Raw genomic sequence first — 13953 nt, forward strand, 5'->3', positions numbered from 1 at the left:
ACCCATGAATGAGGTACCCGCATGAGTTCCACCTCCCCCACCACCGGTCGCGAGGGGCCGCCGGCCGTCGAGGTCGTCGACGTGACCAAGAGCTACGGGGACCGGCGGGCCGTCGACGGGGTCTCCCTGCGCATCCGGCGCGGCGAGTTCTTCGGACTGCTCGGTCCCAACGGGGCCGGGAAGTCCACCCTGGTGGAGATCATGGAAGGGCTGCGCAAGGCCGACTCCGGATCGGTCACCGTGTTCGGGGCGTCGCCCTGGCCGCGCGACACCCGGCTGCTGCCCCGCATGGGGGTGCAGACCCAGTCGTCGGCCTTCTTCGTGCGACAGACCGTCCACGAGCATCTGCGGACCGTCGCGGCGCTGTTCGGTGCCGCGGGCGAGGCCGTCGGCTCCACCTTGGACTCGGTGGGCCTCGCCGGACAGCGCAACGTCCGCGTGGACAGCCTCTCCGGTGGTCAGCGGCAGCGGCTCGCCATCGCCTCCGCGCTGGTTCACGGCCCCGAGCTGATCTTCCTCGACGAGCCGACCGCCGCACTCGACACGGAGGGCCGCCGCGATCTGTGGGAGGTGCTGCGGGGACTCAAGGCGGAGGGCCGCACCATCGTGTACACCACCCATCACCTGGACGAGGCGGAGGCGCTCTGCGACCGCGTGGGCATCCTGGTGGAAGGCCGACTCGTCGTCACCGACGAACCGCGGCACCTCATCGGCACGTCCGCCTCGGCCGCCCGGCTTCTGGTGCCGCTCGGCCGCATCGACGAGGGCGCCGCCGCGGCGCTTCCCGGTGTGGACGGCGTCGCCGTTCAAGGCGGTTACCTCGTCCTGGAGACCCGGGCCACCGGCCGGGTGCTCGCCGCGCTCGACGCCGTCGCCGGTCTGGACGGCGTGCAGACGCGCACGCCGAGCCTGGAGGACGTCTACCTCGAACTCACCTCCCAGCGGCCCCCGTCCACCTCGGCATCCCAGGAGCACCAGGCATGAGCGCCTACACCGCGCTGACCGCGGCGGGTTACCGCGCGCAGGTCCGTGACAAGACGACCCTCTTCTTCACCTTCGCCTTCCCGCTGATCTTCCTCGTGGTCTTCGGGCTCGTCTTCCGGGGCCGCGACGTCGAGGAGAGCGGCTTCTCCTACCTCTCGTACACCGCCGCCGGGGTCCTCTCCTGGGGTGTCGCCAACGCGGCGGTCTTCGGCATCGGGTTCACGCTGATGCAATGGCGCGCGGACGACATCCTCCGGATGATCCGTATGTCGCCCGCCCCGCTCTCCGCCGTCATCGGCTCGCGCTACGTCCTCGCGCTCGGCGTGGGGCTGGTCCAGTCGGCCCTTTTCGTCGGGGTGGCGATGCTGCCGGGTTTCGGCCTGGTGCCCGCGTCGCGGTGGCCGCTGCTCTTCCCCGTCCTGCTTCTGGGGATCACCACCTTCCTGCTGCTCGGGGTGATCATCGGCAGCATCGCCGACACACCCGAGTCGGTCGCCGGCATCGCCAACTTCCTGATGCTGCCCATGGCTTTCCTGTCCGGGTCGTTCTTCCCGCTGGACGCGATGCCCGCATGGCTGCGGACGGTCTCGCTGGTGCTGCCGCTGCGCTATCTCAACGACGCCGTGTCCGCCGCCCTGACCGGCCGCGGCGACCTGTCCGACATCGGTGTGGGATGTGCCGGACTCCTCGCCTTCGCCGTCGTCTTCGGGGCCGTCGCGGCACGCGTCTTCCGCTGGACGAAGACCTCATGACGCCCGCGCCCCGACCGCTCCCGCATCCGATGGAAGCGGCACGTGACACCCTCCGGGCCAGGCTGCTCGACCACTTCGGCGCCGACGCGCCCATGGTCGTACCGCTCGGCGCCGTCGGTGCGGAGGACGGGGACACGGGCGCGGTGGACCCCTGGGCCTCCGACCGGGCTACGGCCCTGGTCCACCTCACCGCCTCGGCGGTCCTGTTCGGCCCCTGGGGAGGCGACGGCGGCGCGCCCGCCTGCGGCCGCTGCCTCGCCGTCCGGTGGCAGCGGCTACGGAGCCGCAGCGAGCGCAACGCCCTGGAGACGGGCGGCCCCGAAGGACCTCGCCCGGCCGGAGCCTGGCCGCTGCTGCCCGGTCACATCGGCGACACCGCGGTCGCACTGTGCGAAGCGCTGCTGCGCGAGCCCCGCCCGGAGTCTCCCGCCGTCCTCGCCGCGGATCGCGCCCTGCCGCGGGTGACACGGCTGGACCTGACGAACCTGCTGATCAGGACGTACCCGCTGCTCGCCGACCCGCTCTGCCCCGGCTGCGGTCCCCGCGGCCGGGCGCAGGCGTCGCACGAGGTCCGGCCGCTCAGCCTCGCACCGCGCCCCAAACCGGACCCCGACGCCTACCGGCTCCGGTCGGCCTTCGCGTACCCGCTCCCCACGGAAGCCCTGGCCAATCCGGTGTGCGGCGCGCTGGGCGCCGGCACCTGGACCGACGTCACGTCCTCCACGACCGCTCCGGTGGCCGGCAGCGCGTTCGTCCGGGGGTACGCGGGACTTCACGACGTCACCTGGAGCGGCCAGGAGAACTCCTTCGCGACCAGCCGCCGTCTCGCGTTCCTCGAAGGTCTGGAGCGGTACGCGGGGACCCGCCGGCGTGGCGGCTCCGCGCCGGTCGTCGGCTCCTACGACGCGCTTCGGGACGACGCGGTCGATCCCGCCGCGTGCGGCCTGTACAGCCCCGAGACCTACCGCGAGGACCCCTTGGCGGAGCCGTTCGACCCGGGCCGGCCGATTCCCTGGGAGTGGGGCTGGTCGCTGCGGGACGAGCGTCCGGTGCTGGTGCCGTCACGGCTGGTCTACTACAGCATCCCCTCGGCCGACGACAACTTCGTCTTCGAGTGTTCCAACGGCTGTGCCATCGGCGGCTGTCTGGAGGAGGCGGTCCTCGGCGGCCTGCTCGAACTCGTGGAGCGGGACTCCTTCCTGAACGGCTGGTACGGAGCGGCGCGGCTCCCCCGCATCGACCTGGGGACGGTCGGCGGCGCCACGGCCGCCGCCATGGTCGAACGGGCCGCGCTGCAGGGGTACGACGTGCTCGCCTTCGACAACCGGATCGACCTGGCGGTCCCGGCCGTCACCGTGGTCGGCGTCCGCCGGGACGGAGGTCCGGGCACCCTGTCCTTCGCCGCCGCGGCCTCCCTGGACCCGAGGTCCGCCGTCGAGGGTGCCCTGTCCGAGGTGCTGAGCTACATCCCGCACCTGGCCCGGCAGACCGCCGAACGCCGTGGTGAGCTGGAGGCGATGGCCGACGACTTCTCCCGGGTGCGTCACCTGAAGGACCATCCCCAGCTGTACGGGCTGCCCCGCATGGCCGGATACGCGCACGCGTACCTGGAGCCGTCCGAGGCGCGCCCCTTCGACGCGGTGTACCGGGACTGGGAGCGCCGGGTCCGCCCCCGCACCGGCGATCTGCGGGACGACGTCGCCGTGGTCAGGGACGCGCTGGTCGGCGCCGGTCACGATGTCGTCGTGGTCGACCAGACCTCGCCCGAACAGGAACGGATGGGGCTGCGGACGGTCTGCACGGTGGTGCCGGGACTGCTGCCGATCGACTTCGGCTGGAACCGGCAGCGGGCCCTGCTGATGCCGCGGCTGCGGACCGCGCTGCGGCGCGGCGGTCACCGGGCCCGTGATCTCACCGACGCGGACGTCCACCGGGCCCCGCACCCCTTCCCCTGAGTCCCCGCCGTCCCTCCCCGGGCCAAGTCGTGACCTCGCGGTGGCCCGGCCGTCCCCCGGAGGCCGCCGATGCGCCCGCCGTCCCACGACCGCCCGTTCCCGCCGGCCGGGCGGACCGCCCCGTTCCCGGCCGGTCACGACGCCCCGGTGGGCGGGGGCGACCTCCTGGTCCGCGCCGGGAAGGTGCTGCGGCCCGCCCTGGAGCTCTACCTGGACCTGCACGCGCATCCGGAGACGTCCGGACGGGAGGCCCGCACGGCGGACCGCTTCGGCCGGCGTCTCGCGGCGGCGGGCTGCGCCGTCACGCACGGGGTGGGCGGCCACGGTGTCGTGGGGGTGCTCGGCAACGGAAACGGGCCCCGCGTGTGGCTACGGGCGGAACTCGACGCGCTGCCGGTACGCGAGCGGTCGGGGCTGCCGTACGCCGCGCGCGGCGAGGCCATGCACGCCTGCGGGCACGACCTGCACCTCGCCGCGGCGGCGGGCGCCGCGGACCTGCTCGCCCGGATGCCCGACCGCTGGCGGGGCACCTTGGTGGTGGTGGGGCAGCCCGCGGAGGAGACGCTCGCCGGGGCCGGGGCCATGCTCCGTGACGGGCTGTACGACCGCTTCGGCGACCCCGGTGTCGTGCTCGCCCAGCATGCCGCGCCGCTGCCGTCGGGTACGGTCGCGCACGCTGCGGAGCGGGTCCCGATGGCGGCGGCCGGCGCCGTGCTCGACGTGGTGCTGCACGGACGGGGCGGTCACGCGGCGACTCCGCACCTGGCGGTGGATCCGGTCGTCGCCGCGGCGGCCGTCGTGACCCGGCTGCGGGACGTCGTCGCCCACGAGACCCGGCCCACCGACCAGGTGACGCTGAACGTGGGCACGCTGCGGGCGGGGACGGCCGCCAACGTCATACCGGACCGCGCCGCGCTCGGCATCGGGGTCCGGGCCACGAGCGAGGCGTCCCTCGACCGGGCGCTGGCCGCCGTGCGCCGGGTCGTCCTGGAGGAGAGCGCCGCCGCGGGGGCGCCCCGGGAGCCCGAGATGACCGTCGTCTCCCGCTCGCCGGTGCTGCGGTGCGACCCGGACGTCACCGATGCGGTCCGGCGTGCCCACATCGGGCTCCTGGGGGCCGGCAGGGTGCTGCCGTGGCCGGGGTCGATGGCCACGGAGGACTTCCCTCTGTTCGGGGACGCAGGAGCCGGGGTCCACGGGCGGCGCGGAGTCCCCCTGGTGTACTGGATGGTGGGGGTGGTGGGCGCCGACGCGTGGCGGGAGGCCGCGCCGGGCGGGCCCGGCCCCGGTACCGCGCCGGCCCCGAACCACTCCCCGCACTTCGCTCCCCACGTCGGCAGCGCCCTGCGGCCCGCGATCGCCGCGCTGACGGCCGCCGCGCTGGACCGGTTCGCCGCCACGTGACCGCGCGGCGTCCCCGGGCGGGACGGACGGCGGGGAGGCGAGGGACCGCGGTCCAGGACACGGTGTGTGCCCGCCGTGCCCACGTCCCGGGCACCGGCCGCGCGCCCTCCGCACCGGTCAGCGGGACGACGCGGAGTGGAGGCCGGCCGGGGGCAGGACGGCGGACAGGGAGAGAACGGCCACCGGGAAGGTGCCGGCCACGGCCACCACGGCCGCCCGGTGGCCGTCCGTCCACTCCAGCAGGGGCAGGTCGTCCCGGCCCGCCTTGAACAGGGCTTCCCTGCGCACCCACAGCCGGAGCAGCGCGGGGCCGGGGTCGTCGGCGGTGGCCGCCGCCCGCAGCTCGGTCTCGGGCAGCAGGCGGGCCAGTACCCGTGGCGGGCCGGGGCGGCGGGCCGCGGGTTCCACGTCGACGCCGACCGGCCCGGGGCCGACGGCGGCGGCCACCAGGCCGTCGGTGTGGCTGAGGCTGACGCCCCAGCCGGGACGGCCGGGCACGTGGGGGCGGCCGTGCCCGTGCCGCCCGCAGGCGTCGCAGCGCTGGGCGAGCGCCACGCTCCGCGGGGGCAGGCCGGTGACACGGGCGAGGCACAGCCGCAGGAGCAGCCGCGCCGCGACGACGTCGTCGCGGCGGCGGGGCGTCCTGATACGGGTCAGGCGCCGTCGCTCCCAGGGCGCGAGCAGGTGCTCGCCCAGCCCCGGACGGGCGAGCACCTCCGCGGTGGCCGCGAGGACGGCGACGGTCTCCCGCGGGGTCCGGTCCGCGCCAGGCGCCGGGCGCGCGTCGTCCGGCGGGCCTCCCATGTGGTTCCGGCCGACGGCGGGCACCGGGCCGTCGCCGGCCGGCGGAGCGGTGTTCACGGCCGGCGGGTCACCCGGCCGTCGCCTCTACGGCGTCGGGTCCGGTGCCGCTCAGGAAGCATTCCCGTACGCGGTCCAGCGTCCGGAAGTCGTCGATCGTGACGTCCTGGAGGTCGATGCCGGTGCCGGAGATGTCCTCCAGGAGGTCGATGAACTCCAGGAAGTCCATGGAGTCGATGAGCCGGGCCTCGATGAGGTCCTCGTCGCCGTCGATGGGGCCTTCGAGGCCGGGGTTCTTCTCGTAGAGCCACTCGGCGATGCGTTCCATGGTGCGGGGAGCTCCTTGCTGTCGGGGGGATCGCGGGGGCGGACGGGCGGAACGGAAGGCGAGCGGGGCCGGCGCCTCAGGCTCCGGCGTCGCGAAGTCTTGCCAGGGCCTGTTCGGGCGTGCCGTGGGCGAGGATCATCGCGTGGACCCAGCGTTCGACGCCGAAAGCGACGCACGCGCTGTACGCCGGCCCGTGGGAGCCGGCGCGGATGCCGAGTCGCTCGCCGAAGAAGTTGCGGTGCCGGTTGACCGAGGAGACGGCCGTGCCGTCGGGGGCGCTGAACTCGTGCTTGACGGGGTCGAGGGCCATCAGACGGGCCCGGGAACCGCCCTTGTCGTAGAACGGGTCGTCGGCCGTGGCCCGGGTCAGGACGAGGCCCAGGCGTCCGGCCAGCCCACGGACGAACTCCGCTCCCTGCTCAAGGTGTTCGAGTGCGCCGTCCTTGGTGCCGAGGTAGAGGACCTCGCGCATGTGGAAGCCCCACAGGCGGCGCAGTCCGTCGTAGTGGGTCTCGTTGCGGAAGCAGCGGCCGGTCGCGGACAGCCGCAGTCCGGTGTCGCCGACGTCCCGGCCCTCGAGCGAGAGCAGCAGTCCGTAGCAGGTGGCCGAGGGCAGGAGGTGTCCGGTCGGCCGGAGCGGGAGATCCGCGGGCGGTTCGCCGGCGGCCAGGCCGTCGAGGGCCTCCGGGGTGAACCGGCCGGCGGAGACACCGAGGTGGGGGAAGTTGCGGAAGAAGTCCAGGCGCGCCAGCGCCTCCACGGACAGCAGGGGAGGTCCGACCACCTCGGGCGCGGCGAGGCGTGCCGCCAGCCCGGCGAGCAGGCCGTCCAGACCGTGCAGCAGGGCGGTGTGGACCGGGTCCAGCGTGATCAGGCCAGGGCCGGGGTTCCGCAGACCTCCCGCGGGCAGGACCGTGATGCCGGGTGTGCTCATGGAAACCGTTCTCTCTCGGCGTGGACGAACAGGCGAGGGCGTCGGACGGAGTGGACGGGGTGTGCGCCCGGGCGCGACCGCGACGGCACGAACAGCCGTGCACGTGGCCGCCGTCGGCGGCGTGCGGGGAGGCCGGCCGGTGTGTCGTCGAAGGCCATGGCCGCGCATGGGGACCCTAGGCCAGCCGTTCACCTGTTGTCTAGACCAGAGCCGATGACCCAACGAGCATGGCCTGAAAGCTGTTTCGATGCGCGGCCGGATACCTCCGCAGCACGGTCCGGCACTTGACAAGTATCTTGGTCTACACCAATTCTGCTGATCACCGCCGTTACGGCCACCAGCCGTCGCGGCGATCGCTTCCACCGTCCACGCCCGCCACCCGGCACGGCGTGCGCCGTCCACGCCCGACCCTCCCCTGAGGGTCGCCCCGCGCCGCCCGCCCGCCGAGGAGCAGCGCTCTCCCGGAACCGCGACCACCACCGAGCCTCCTCCCGCGGCTCCCGCCCGAAGGGACCCCATGCCGACATCCGCCCCGCTCCGACGCCCGCGCCGCCCCTATCTGCACCGGGCCGCCTCGGACCGTCCGTACTTCAGCGCGGACGGCGAGTCCTATCTGGCCCAGACCACGCTGCGGGAACTGACCAAGTCTCGGCCGTTGCGGGTGCTGTCCGAGGACGACTTCGCCCACTGGCAGACCTTCGGATACGTCGTCGTGCGGGAGGCGGTCCCGGCGGACGCGGCGCGGCGCCTGCTCGACTTCACCTGGGAGTTCCAGGGGCTCGACCCGGACCGCCCGGACCGTTGGCACGAGGACCGGCCGTTCCGCAACGAGCTGGACCGGCAACTGCACGTCTACGGCTTCGTGGAGGCATACCACCACCAGCTGCTCTGGGACAGCAGGCAGGCCCAGCGCGTGTACGACGCCTTCGTCGACGTGTGGGACTGCGAGGAACTGTGGGTCACCCTGGACCGGCTCAACCTCAACCCGCCCAACATCGGCAACCGTGACCGCGCGCTGATCGAACCCACCGACCGGGGCTTCGACATCGAGCTGCACTGGGACATCGACACCACGCTGGAGGTCCCGCCACAGCGCGTCCAGGGGATCATCGCGCTCGACGAGACCCGGCCGGAGACCGGCGGGTTCCAGTGCTGCCCCGAGCTGTTCCGGCGGTTCGAGGAGTGGAAGACCGGCCGGCCGGCCGACCGGGACCCGCTGCGTCCTTCCGTGGACCGGTCGGAGTTCCCCGTCGCCCGGCCCGAACTGCACCCCGGTGACCTGCTCATCTGGAACGGACTGCTCGCCCACGGCGTGGCGCGCAACACCTCGAAGGACCAGGTCCGGGCGGTCCAGTACCTGTCGATGATGCCGGCGCTGGAGGAACACGAGCGGCTGCGCGCGTCGCGCGTCGGCTCCTGGAGGCACCTGCGCACCCCGCGCTGGAACCGGACGCTGGTCGGCGACCCGGTCCTGCACGAGTCGAAGCGGTACCCGACGGCCGAACTCGACCCGCTCGGCAGCCGGCTCCTCGGCCTGACCTCGTGGCAGGACGCCGAGAGCGACACGGACGCGTCGTCGGGTCCGGCGGCGGCCGTCGCCGGACGGAGCGGGGAGTCGTCGTGCGCCGCGTCTGCCTGACCCTCCCCACCAACAGGGCCTGTTCCCCGACCATCACGGCCGTCGCCGAGGAAGCCGCGTACGGGGCCCGCCGTTTCGGCGTCGAGGTGATGCTGCTGATCCTGGACTCCTCCGAGGACCCGGTGCTCGCCGAGCACCGGCAGGTCGTGGAGGCCCTGCCGGCCGTGCCCGGCGTGATCGTGCACCACGTCGACGAGGCCGGGCAGCGGAGCTTCCTGCGCGAGGTGACCGCCCGGTCCGGGATCGCCGCGCCGGACCGGGTCCTCGACCTGATGCTGCCTCCCGCCGTGTCGTACGGTGCCTGCACCAACCGCGCGTTCCTGTTCGCGGAGGCCCTGGGCTGCTCGTCCGTGCACCGCCGGGACTCGGACAGCCGCTACCAGACTCTGGACGGCGAGCCGGTCTTCCCGCTCCACCACGAGCTCGCGTCCCTGGGCCGTCCCGCCGCCGACCTCGCCGGTCAGGTGACCCGGCGCCGGCTCGACCCGGGCTGCGCGGACCGACCGGTGTCCCTGGTCGGCGCGTCCTTCGTCGGCGCCATGTCCGTGGACGTCGAGGAGATCCGCAGGCTCGACCCCGGCGTCTACCGCGACGTGGTCGGCCTCTCGGTCCCCACGGGCTACCCGGAGATCTGGCGCGAGCACCTGATCGAGGAGTCCTTCCGCGGTGCCGGCACGGCCTCGTTCACCGGCGACCGCACCACCCTCACCTCCGTCAGCCCGACCCGCGTGGACATGTGCAACATCGGTCTGGTCCGCGAGGTCTACGGCCGGGTGCCGCTGCCGCCCGCCACCGACACCATCGGCACCGACTACTTCCTGATCCATCTCGTCCACGACGCCCGGCTGCCCGGCGTCCTGCACAACCGTCACATCGTCAACTTCCACACCGACGAACGCCGTAGCGACGCCGGCTTCCTCGCCTACCACCTCCGGCTCGCGAAGTTCCTGCTGGCGACCCCCTACCTGGACGCCGTGTACGCCCGGACCGCGGCGGCCGGCGAGGACCTCCTCGACACGGAGGGCCGGGTCCGCGCGTCCACCGTCGCCGGCTACGTCCGGGAGAGCGGGGGCACGGCCGGGGCGCGAAGCGCCGAACGGCTCGGCCTCCTCGAACGCTCCTACCGCACCCTGGGCGGCCGTTACTCCGCGGCGGCCGACGTCTTCGCCGCCCGCCGGGACCGCCTCCTGACGGAGGCGCGCGACGACATGCGGGACTTCGCCCTCCTGATCGACGCCTGGGACGCCCTCGTCCGCGCCGCCGCCCGTCACGGGGTGCCGCCACACCACCATCCCCGCCCGTTCCGGAGCCTCCGCGAAAGCCGTCCGATGCGTCCTTCCCCCGGACCGGTCCCCGCGCACGGGGCCCGGCACGCCCGAGCCGGTGAGTGAGCCGGCCTCCTCGCGACCGAGGAGCACCCAGATCCGCACCGTGTCGTACGCGGGCGGCACGGCCGGCCGGGGCCCCCTGACGATGGGGCAGGCCAACATGATCCGCTGCATCCTCAGGGACGACCCCGAGCAGATCAACATCCACGCCGCGTGGAACGTGCCGGCCGGAACCTCGATCGAGGCGGCGATCGACGCACTGCGCACGCTCGTGATCCGGCACGAGGCCCTGCGCACCACCTTCCCGCACGCCCCGGGCGCCGCACCCTCCGAACAACTGGTCTCGGCGGAGGGAGAGTTCACGGTGAGCGTGCTCGACCACGCGGAGCTGCCCGGGGACCCGGCGGAGTACGCCGACACGGTCGCCCGCCGGTTCCGCGACGTCCGCTTCCGCCTCGACCGGGACTTCCCCCTCCGGGCCGGCCTCGTCTGCCGGGAGGGGGCACCGGTCTTCGTCGCCCTGGCGTCCAGTCACGCCGTCACGGACGGCAGTGCGCTCGCCGTCCTGCGGGACGAGTGGCTCGGCCTGCTGGCCGGCGGGACGCTCCCTCCCCTGACCGCCCTCACACCGCTCGGGCTCGCCTCGGAGGAGGCGAGCCCGGCCGGGGTCCGGAAGTCGGAGGCGTCCCTGCGGTACTGGGAACGGATCATCCGCACCGGTCCGCAGGCGATGTTCGCGGAACCGGGAGCATCGGGCACCGAGGGCCCGGTCCCCCGGCTCACGCTGCGGTCCCGACGCGGCGCCCTGGCGCTGGCCCGGGTGGCCGAGCGCACCGGCGGCCTGCCGTCCACCGTGCTGCTGACGGCCTGGTGCGCGCTCGTGGCCCACCGCGCCGGCCAGACCTCGTGCGTCGCCGCCGTACCGACCTCCAACCGGTTCCTGCCGCGGCTGGCCCGTTCGGTGAACACCGTGTCCCAGGACGCGCTGCTCTCCCTCGACATGGGCGTTCCGTCCTTCGACGCGCTCCTCGGCAAGGCGTGGGGAGCGGCGCTCAACGCCTACCGGCACAGCCAGTTCGACGCTCTGCGCCTGTGGGACATGATCGGCCGGGTCACCTCCGAGCGCGGCAGCCACTTCGCCCGCGACGTCGTCTTCAACGATGTGAGCGCGCTCCCCTCCTCCTCCGCCGGCGGCGCCCTGGAAGCCGGAGACCCCGAGCCGGAACTGAGCTGGGGACCGGATCAGTCGCTGCCCACCCGGCTGCTGGCCTTCGTCCACCGGACGGCACCGCTGCTCGAGATCCGGATGTGGGCCGACCCGGGGCTCTTCACCCGGCAGGAGGCCGAAGGCTTCCTCACCGGTCTCGTCCGGCTGCTGGAGGCCGCCGCCACCGAGGACGTGCCGCTGGACGCCCTCGGCGAGGTGGCCGGGGTGCGGCCGGTCGTCCGCGGCCCGGACTGGACGCGGGTGGACGGCTGCTGGATCTCGCCGCCGGCCGTAGCGGACCGACTGAGCCACGCCCTCGGGGGCCTCCCCGTCCACGTCACCGTGGACACCGCTCCGTCGGGCGGACCATCCGCGCGGGACTCCGCTCCGGCACTCACCGCGTTCATCGCCGCGGGCTCCTCGCCGCTCACACCGGCGGCGGCGCACGCCGCGATGATGGACGCGCTCCCCGGCCGTCCCGGACTACTGGCCCCGCGCCGGTACGTGATCGTCCAGGACCCGCCGACGACAGCCGACCGGAGCAGTGCATGGCTTCGGCGACGAATCCTCACCGAAGGGAACGGCCGAGACCGGCGGAACCGACATGGATGACGTGACCGTCCGGCCGAAGCCGGACACCTTGCCCAGCCCGTGGCGGTCGAGCCGCTTCCGCCTGTTCTTCCTCGCCCGTAGCGCCTCGCTGCTGGCCGACGGCATGCTGATGGTCTCGCTCACGACAGCCGTGCTGGGGGCCGGCTACGGCGCCGGCGGAGTCGGGTACGCGCTGGCCGCCTGGATGGCGCCGATCGCGCTGCTGGTGCTCTTCGGCGGCGTTCTGGCCGACAAGTTCACCCCGCAGGTCATGATGGTCGGCGCCGACGTGGTGCGGATGGTGGCCATGCTCGCGCTCGCGGCCCTCCTGGTCGGCGGCGACGCGCGGCTGTGGCAGATCATGGCGCTGATGGCGCTCAGCGGCGCGGCGACCGCCATGTTCCAGCCCGGTCTGGCGAGCATGGTCCCGCAGGTCGCCGAGGACATCCAGCGGGCCAACGCCCTGCTGCGGATCTCCGAGGCGATGAGCGCGCTGATCGGCCCCGGTCTCGCCGGACTACTCGTCGCCTACTGGCACGTGGCGGGGTCGTTCCTGTGCATCGCCGCGGCCTTCGCGCTCAGCGCCCTGGGTCTGGCGCCGCTGCGCAAGCTCAGCACGGCCCGGGATGAGAGCGACGACCCGATGTGGCGCAGACTCGCCACAGGCTGGCACGAGTTCCGGTCCCGTTCCTGGCTGTGGGGGGTCATCGCCGTCTGGGCGGTCTACGGCCTGTTCGTCTTCGGCCCCGCGCTGCCGCTGGGCGCGGCTCTCCTGACCGAACAGCACGGGGCCAGCGGATACGGCTGGATCGCCTCCGCGGACGGGGCCGGCACCATCGTGGGCGGTCTGCTCGGCATGCGGGTACGGCCTCGCCGGCCGCTGGTCGCCGGAGCCTGTGCCATGTTCTGCTTCTCCCTCAATCCGCTGGCACCCGCCTTGGGCTGGTCCTTCACCGTCACTGCGGTCACCGGTGTCCTGGCCGGCTGCGGGTTCGCCTTCTGGGGGGTGATGTGGGCGACGAGCGTCCAGTCCCATGTCCCGCTCGCCGCGCTCAGCCGCGTCTCGGCGTACGACGTCGCCGGATCGATCATGGTCATTCCGCTGGGCCGTGCCCTGGCCGGCCCGGCGGCCGAGGCCGTCGGCGCCGACCGTGTGCTGCTCTTCTCGTCCGTCATGGGCGTCGTGTGCCTCGTCGCGATGCTCTGTGTACCGGCCATCCGCCGCCTGGGCCGGGGGCCGGCGACATCCGGCGGTGCCGACGGGGCCGGGGCGCCGGACACGGTCGGCCGTCGCGCGACCTGACGACGTGACGGCCGGGGCGTGACGGCCGGGGAGCGGGCGTCCGTGGGGTGTGCTCCGGCCGATGGGTCCGGATGGGGGCGGTCACGGCCGCGCCTCGCGTGATTGACTACGCCGCATGGACGAGGTGCGGGTGCCGCTTCCCTGCCTGTACTACCTGCACGGAGGCGGGATGGTCCGGGACGCGCACGAGGCCCGTCTCCGCTGACTGCGGCGGGTCCTCACCCGGTCCGGCGGCCAGGACAAAGGACCCGGCCGCTGAGTCCGCACGGCCCCAGGGGGCTCCGTCACGCCGGGGCCGCGAGGTCGGGGTGGTCTCCCAGCAGTCGGGCCGAAGCAGCCTGACGCCAGGAGTCGACCACGATCGCGCGGAGTTCGTCGGCGTCGTCGAGGGCGGCGAGCCGGACCCGCACCCAGGCGAAGGAGGACTCGTGGTCCGCCACCCAGAACTTCCCGGGTTCGGCGAGGACCAGTTCGTCACGCTCCTCCCTGGGGCAGCGGACGGCCATCGACGTCTCGTCGTCGGGCAGGGTGAGGAACATCTTCCCGCCGACCCGGAAGGTCGGCATGGACCACGCCTCCTTCTCGGTCGTCTCGGGCAGGGCGAGGGCGAGTTCGCGGACTTCGTCGGACGTGCACACGCCCCGACCGTACGACAGGTCACTGACATCGACGCCGGTACCCGGGCTCCGGAGGCCGTGGCCCCGCCGCCGGCCGACGCGTCATCAGA

At 73.9% G+C, this 13953-nt stretch carries 12 protein-coding genes; 8 read left to right on the top strand and 4 right to left on the bottom strand.

Features of this window, described 5'->3' with window-relative positions:
* Window positions 1-21 precede the first annotated feature (21 nt).
* From OG393_RS01550 to OG393_RS01565, 4 genes are all read left to right on the top strand, one after another.
* Complete coding sequence (locus tag OG393_RS01550; RefSeq protein ID WP_327372682.1) at window positions 22-984, top strand: ABC transporter ATP-binding protein; 963 nt, start codon at window positions 22-24, stop codon at window positions 982-984.
* Window positions 981-1736: an ABC transporter permease gene (locus tag OG393_RS01555; RefSeq protein ID WP_327372683.1), complete on the top strand. Its 756-nt coding sequence runs from the start codon at window positions 981-983 to the stop codon at window positions 1734-1736. Before OG393_RS01550 ends, OG393_RS01555 begins: the two co-directional genes overlap by 4 nt.
* The gene (locus OG393_RS01560; RefSeq protein WP_327372684.1) at window positions 1733-3691 is read left to right on the top strand and encodes a TOMM precursor leader peptide-binding protein; all 1959 of its coding nucleotides are present in this window, start codon (window positions 1733-1735) and stop codon (window positions 3689-3691) included. The genes OG393_RS01555 and OG393_RS01560 overlap by 4 nt, the downstream gene beginning before the upstream one ends.
* Before the next feature lie 69 nt (window positions 3692-3760).
* Window positions 3761-5095 (top strand): amidohydrolase, encoded by a 1335-nt coding sequence (locus OG393_RS01565; protein WP_327372685.1) that lies wholly within the window; start codon window positions 3761-3763, stop codon window positions 5093-5095.
* 117 nt (window positions 5096-5212) lie between these two features.
* Here OG393_RS01565 and OG393_RS01570 read toward each other — a convergent pair whose 3' ends face one another.
* The 3 genes from OG393_RS01570 to OG393_RS01580 all read right to left on the bottom strand — a co-directional run bounded on the left by OG393_RS01570 (window position 5213) and on the right by OG393_RS01580 (window position 7158).
* Window positions 5213-5899: a 4'-phosphopantetheinyl transferase family protein gene (locus tag OG393_RS01570; protein WP_442817391.1), complete on the bottom strand. Its 687-nt coding sequence runs from the start codon at window positions 5897-5899 to the stop codon at window positions 5213-5215.
* A gap of 67 nt (window positions 5900-5966) precedes the next feature.
* Complete coding sequence (locus OG393_RS01575) at window positions 5967-6224, bottom strand: acyl carrier protein (protein ID WP_327372687.1); 258 nt, start codon at window positions 6222-6224, stop codon at window positions 5967-5969.
* A 76-nt stretch (window positions 6225-6300) separates the two neighbouring features.
* Entirely contained in the window at window positions 6301-7158 is an 858-nt protein-coding gene (locus OG393_RS01580; RefSeq protein ID WP_327372688.1) for a hypothetical protein, read from the bottom strand.
* A 517-nt stretch (window positions 7159-7675) separates the two neighbouring features.
* Here OG393_RS01580 and OG393_RS01585 point away from each other — a divergent pair.
* The 4 genes from OG393_RS01585 to OG393_RS01600 are packed head-to-tail and all read left to right on the top strand — an operon-like array spanning window position 7676 to window position 13226.
* A complete protein-coding gene (locus OG393_RS01585) occupies window positions 7676-8797 on the top strand; it encodes a phytanoyl-CoA dioxygenase family protein (protein ID WP_327372689.1) in 1122 nt (373 codons plus the stop codon).
* Window positions 8779-10188: a DUF6271 family protein gene (locus tag OG393_RS01590; RefSeq protein ID WP_327372690.1), complete on the top strand. Its 1410-nt coding sequence runs from the start codon at window positions 8779-8781 to the stop codon at window positions 10186-10188. Before OG393_RS01585 ends, OG393_RS01590 begins: the two co-directional genes overlap by 19 nt.
* Window positions 10181-11944 carry a condensation domain-containing protein gene (locus OG393_RS01595; protein WP_327372692.1) on the top strand — a complete coding sequence of 588 codons (1764 nt, stop codon included), beginning with the start codon at window positions 10181-10183 and terminating at the stop codon, window positions 11942-11944. Before OG393_RS01590 ends, OG393_RS01595 begins: the two co-directional genes overlap by 8 nt.
* Window positions 11937-13226, top strand: a complete 1290-nt coding sequence (locus OG393_RS01600; RefSeq protein WP_327372693.1) for an MFS transporter — start codon at window positions 11937-11939, stop codon at window positions 13224-13226. Before OG393_RS01595 ends, OG393_RS01600 begins: the two co-directional genes overlap by 8 nt.
* Window positions 13227-13510: 284 nt before the next feature.
* Here OG393_RS01600 and OG393_RS01605 read toward each other — a convergent pair whose 3' ends face one another.
* Window positions 13511-13864, bottom strand: a complete 354-nt coding sequence (locus OG393_RS01605) for an MmcQ/YjbR family DNA-binding protein (protein ID WP_327372694.1) — start codon at window positions 13862-13864, stop codon at window positions 13511-13513.
* Window positions 13865-13953: the final 89 nt, after the last annotated feature.

It is taken from the genome of Streptomyces sp. NBC_01216 (assembly GCF_035994945.1).
Taxonomy (GTDB): domain Bacteria; phylum Actinomycetota; class Actinomycetes; order Streptomycetales; family Streptomycetaceae; genus Streptomyces.

Bases quoted from the DNA above. Each gene is read 5' to 3' on its own strand.
- OG393_RS01565 (WP_327372685.1), top strand. From the start codon at position 3,761: ATGCGCCCGCCGTCCCACGACCGCCCGTTCCCGCCGGCCGGGCGGACC.
- OG393_RS01550 (WP_327372682.1), top strand. From the start codon at position 22: ATGAGTTCCACCTCCCCCACCACCGGTCGCGAGGGGCCGCCGGCCGTC.
- OG393_RS01560 (WP_327372684.1), top strand. From the start codon at position 1,733: ATGACGCCCGCGCCCCGACCGCTCCCGCATCCGATGGAAGCGGCACGT.
- OG393_RS01585 (WP_327372689.1), top strand. From the start codon at position 7,676: ATGCCGACATCCGCCCCGCTCCGACGCCCGCGCCGCCCCTATCTGCAC.
- OG393_RS01575 (WP_327372687.1), bottom strand. From the start codon at position 6,224: ATGGAACGCATCGCCGAGTGGCTCTACGAGAAGAACCCCGGCCTCGAA.
- OG393_RS01570 (WP_442817391.1), bottom strand. From the start codon at position 5,899: ATGGGAGGCCCGCCGGACGACGCGCGCCCGGCGCCTGGCGCGGACCGG.
- OG393_RS01580 (WP_327372688.1), bottom strand. From the start codon at position 7,158: ATGAGCACACCCGGCATCACGGTCCTGCCCGCGGGAGGTCTGCGGAAC.
- OG393_RS01600 (WP_327372693.1), top strand. From the start codon at position 11,937: ATGGATGACGTGACCGTCCGGCCGAAGCCGGACACCTTGCCCAGCCCG.
- OG393_RS01555 (WP_327372683.1), top strand. From the start codon at position 981: ATGAGCGCCTACACCGCGCTGACCGCGGCGGGTTACCGCGCGCAGGTC.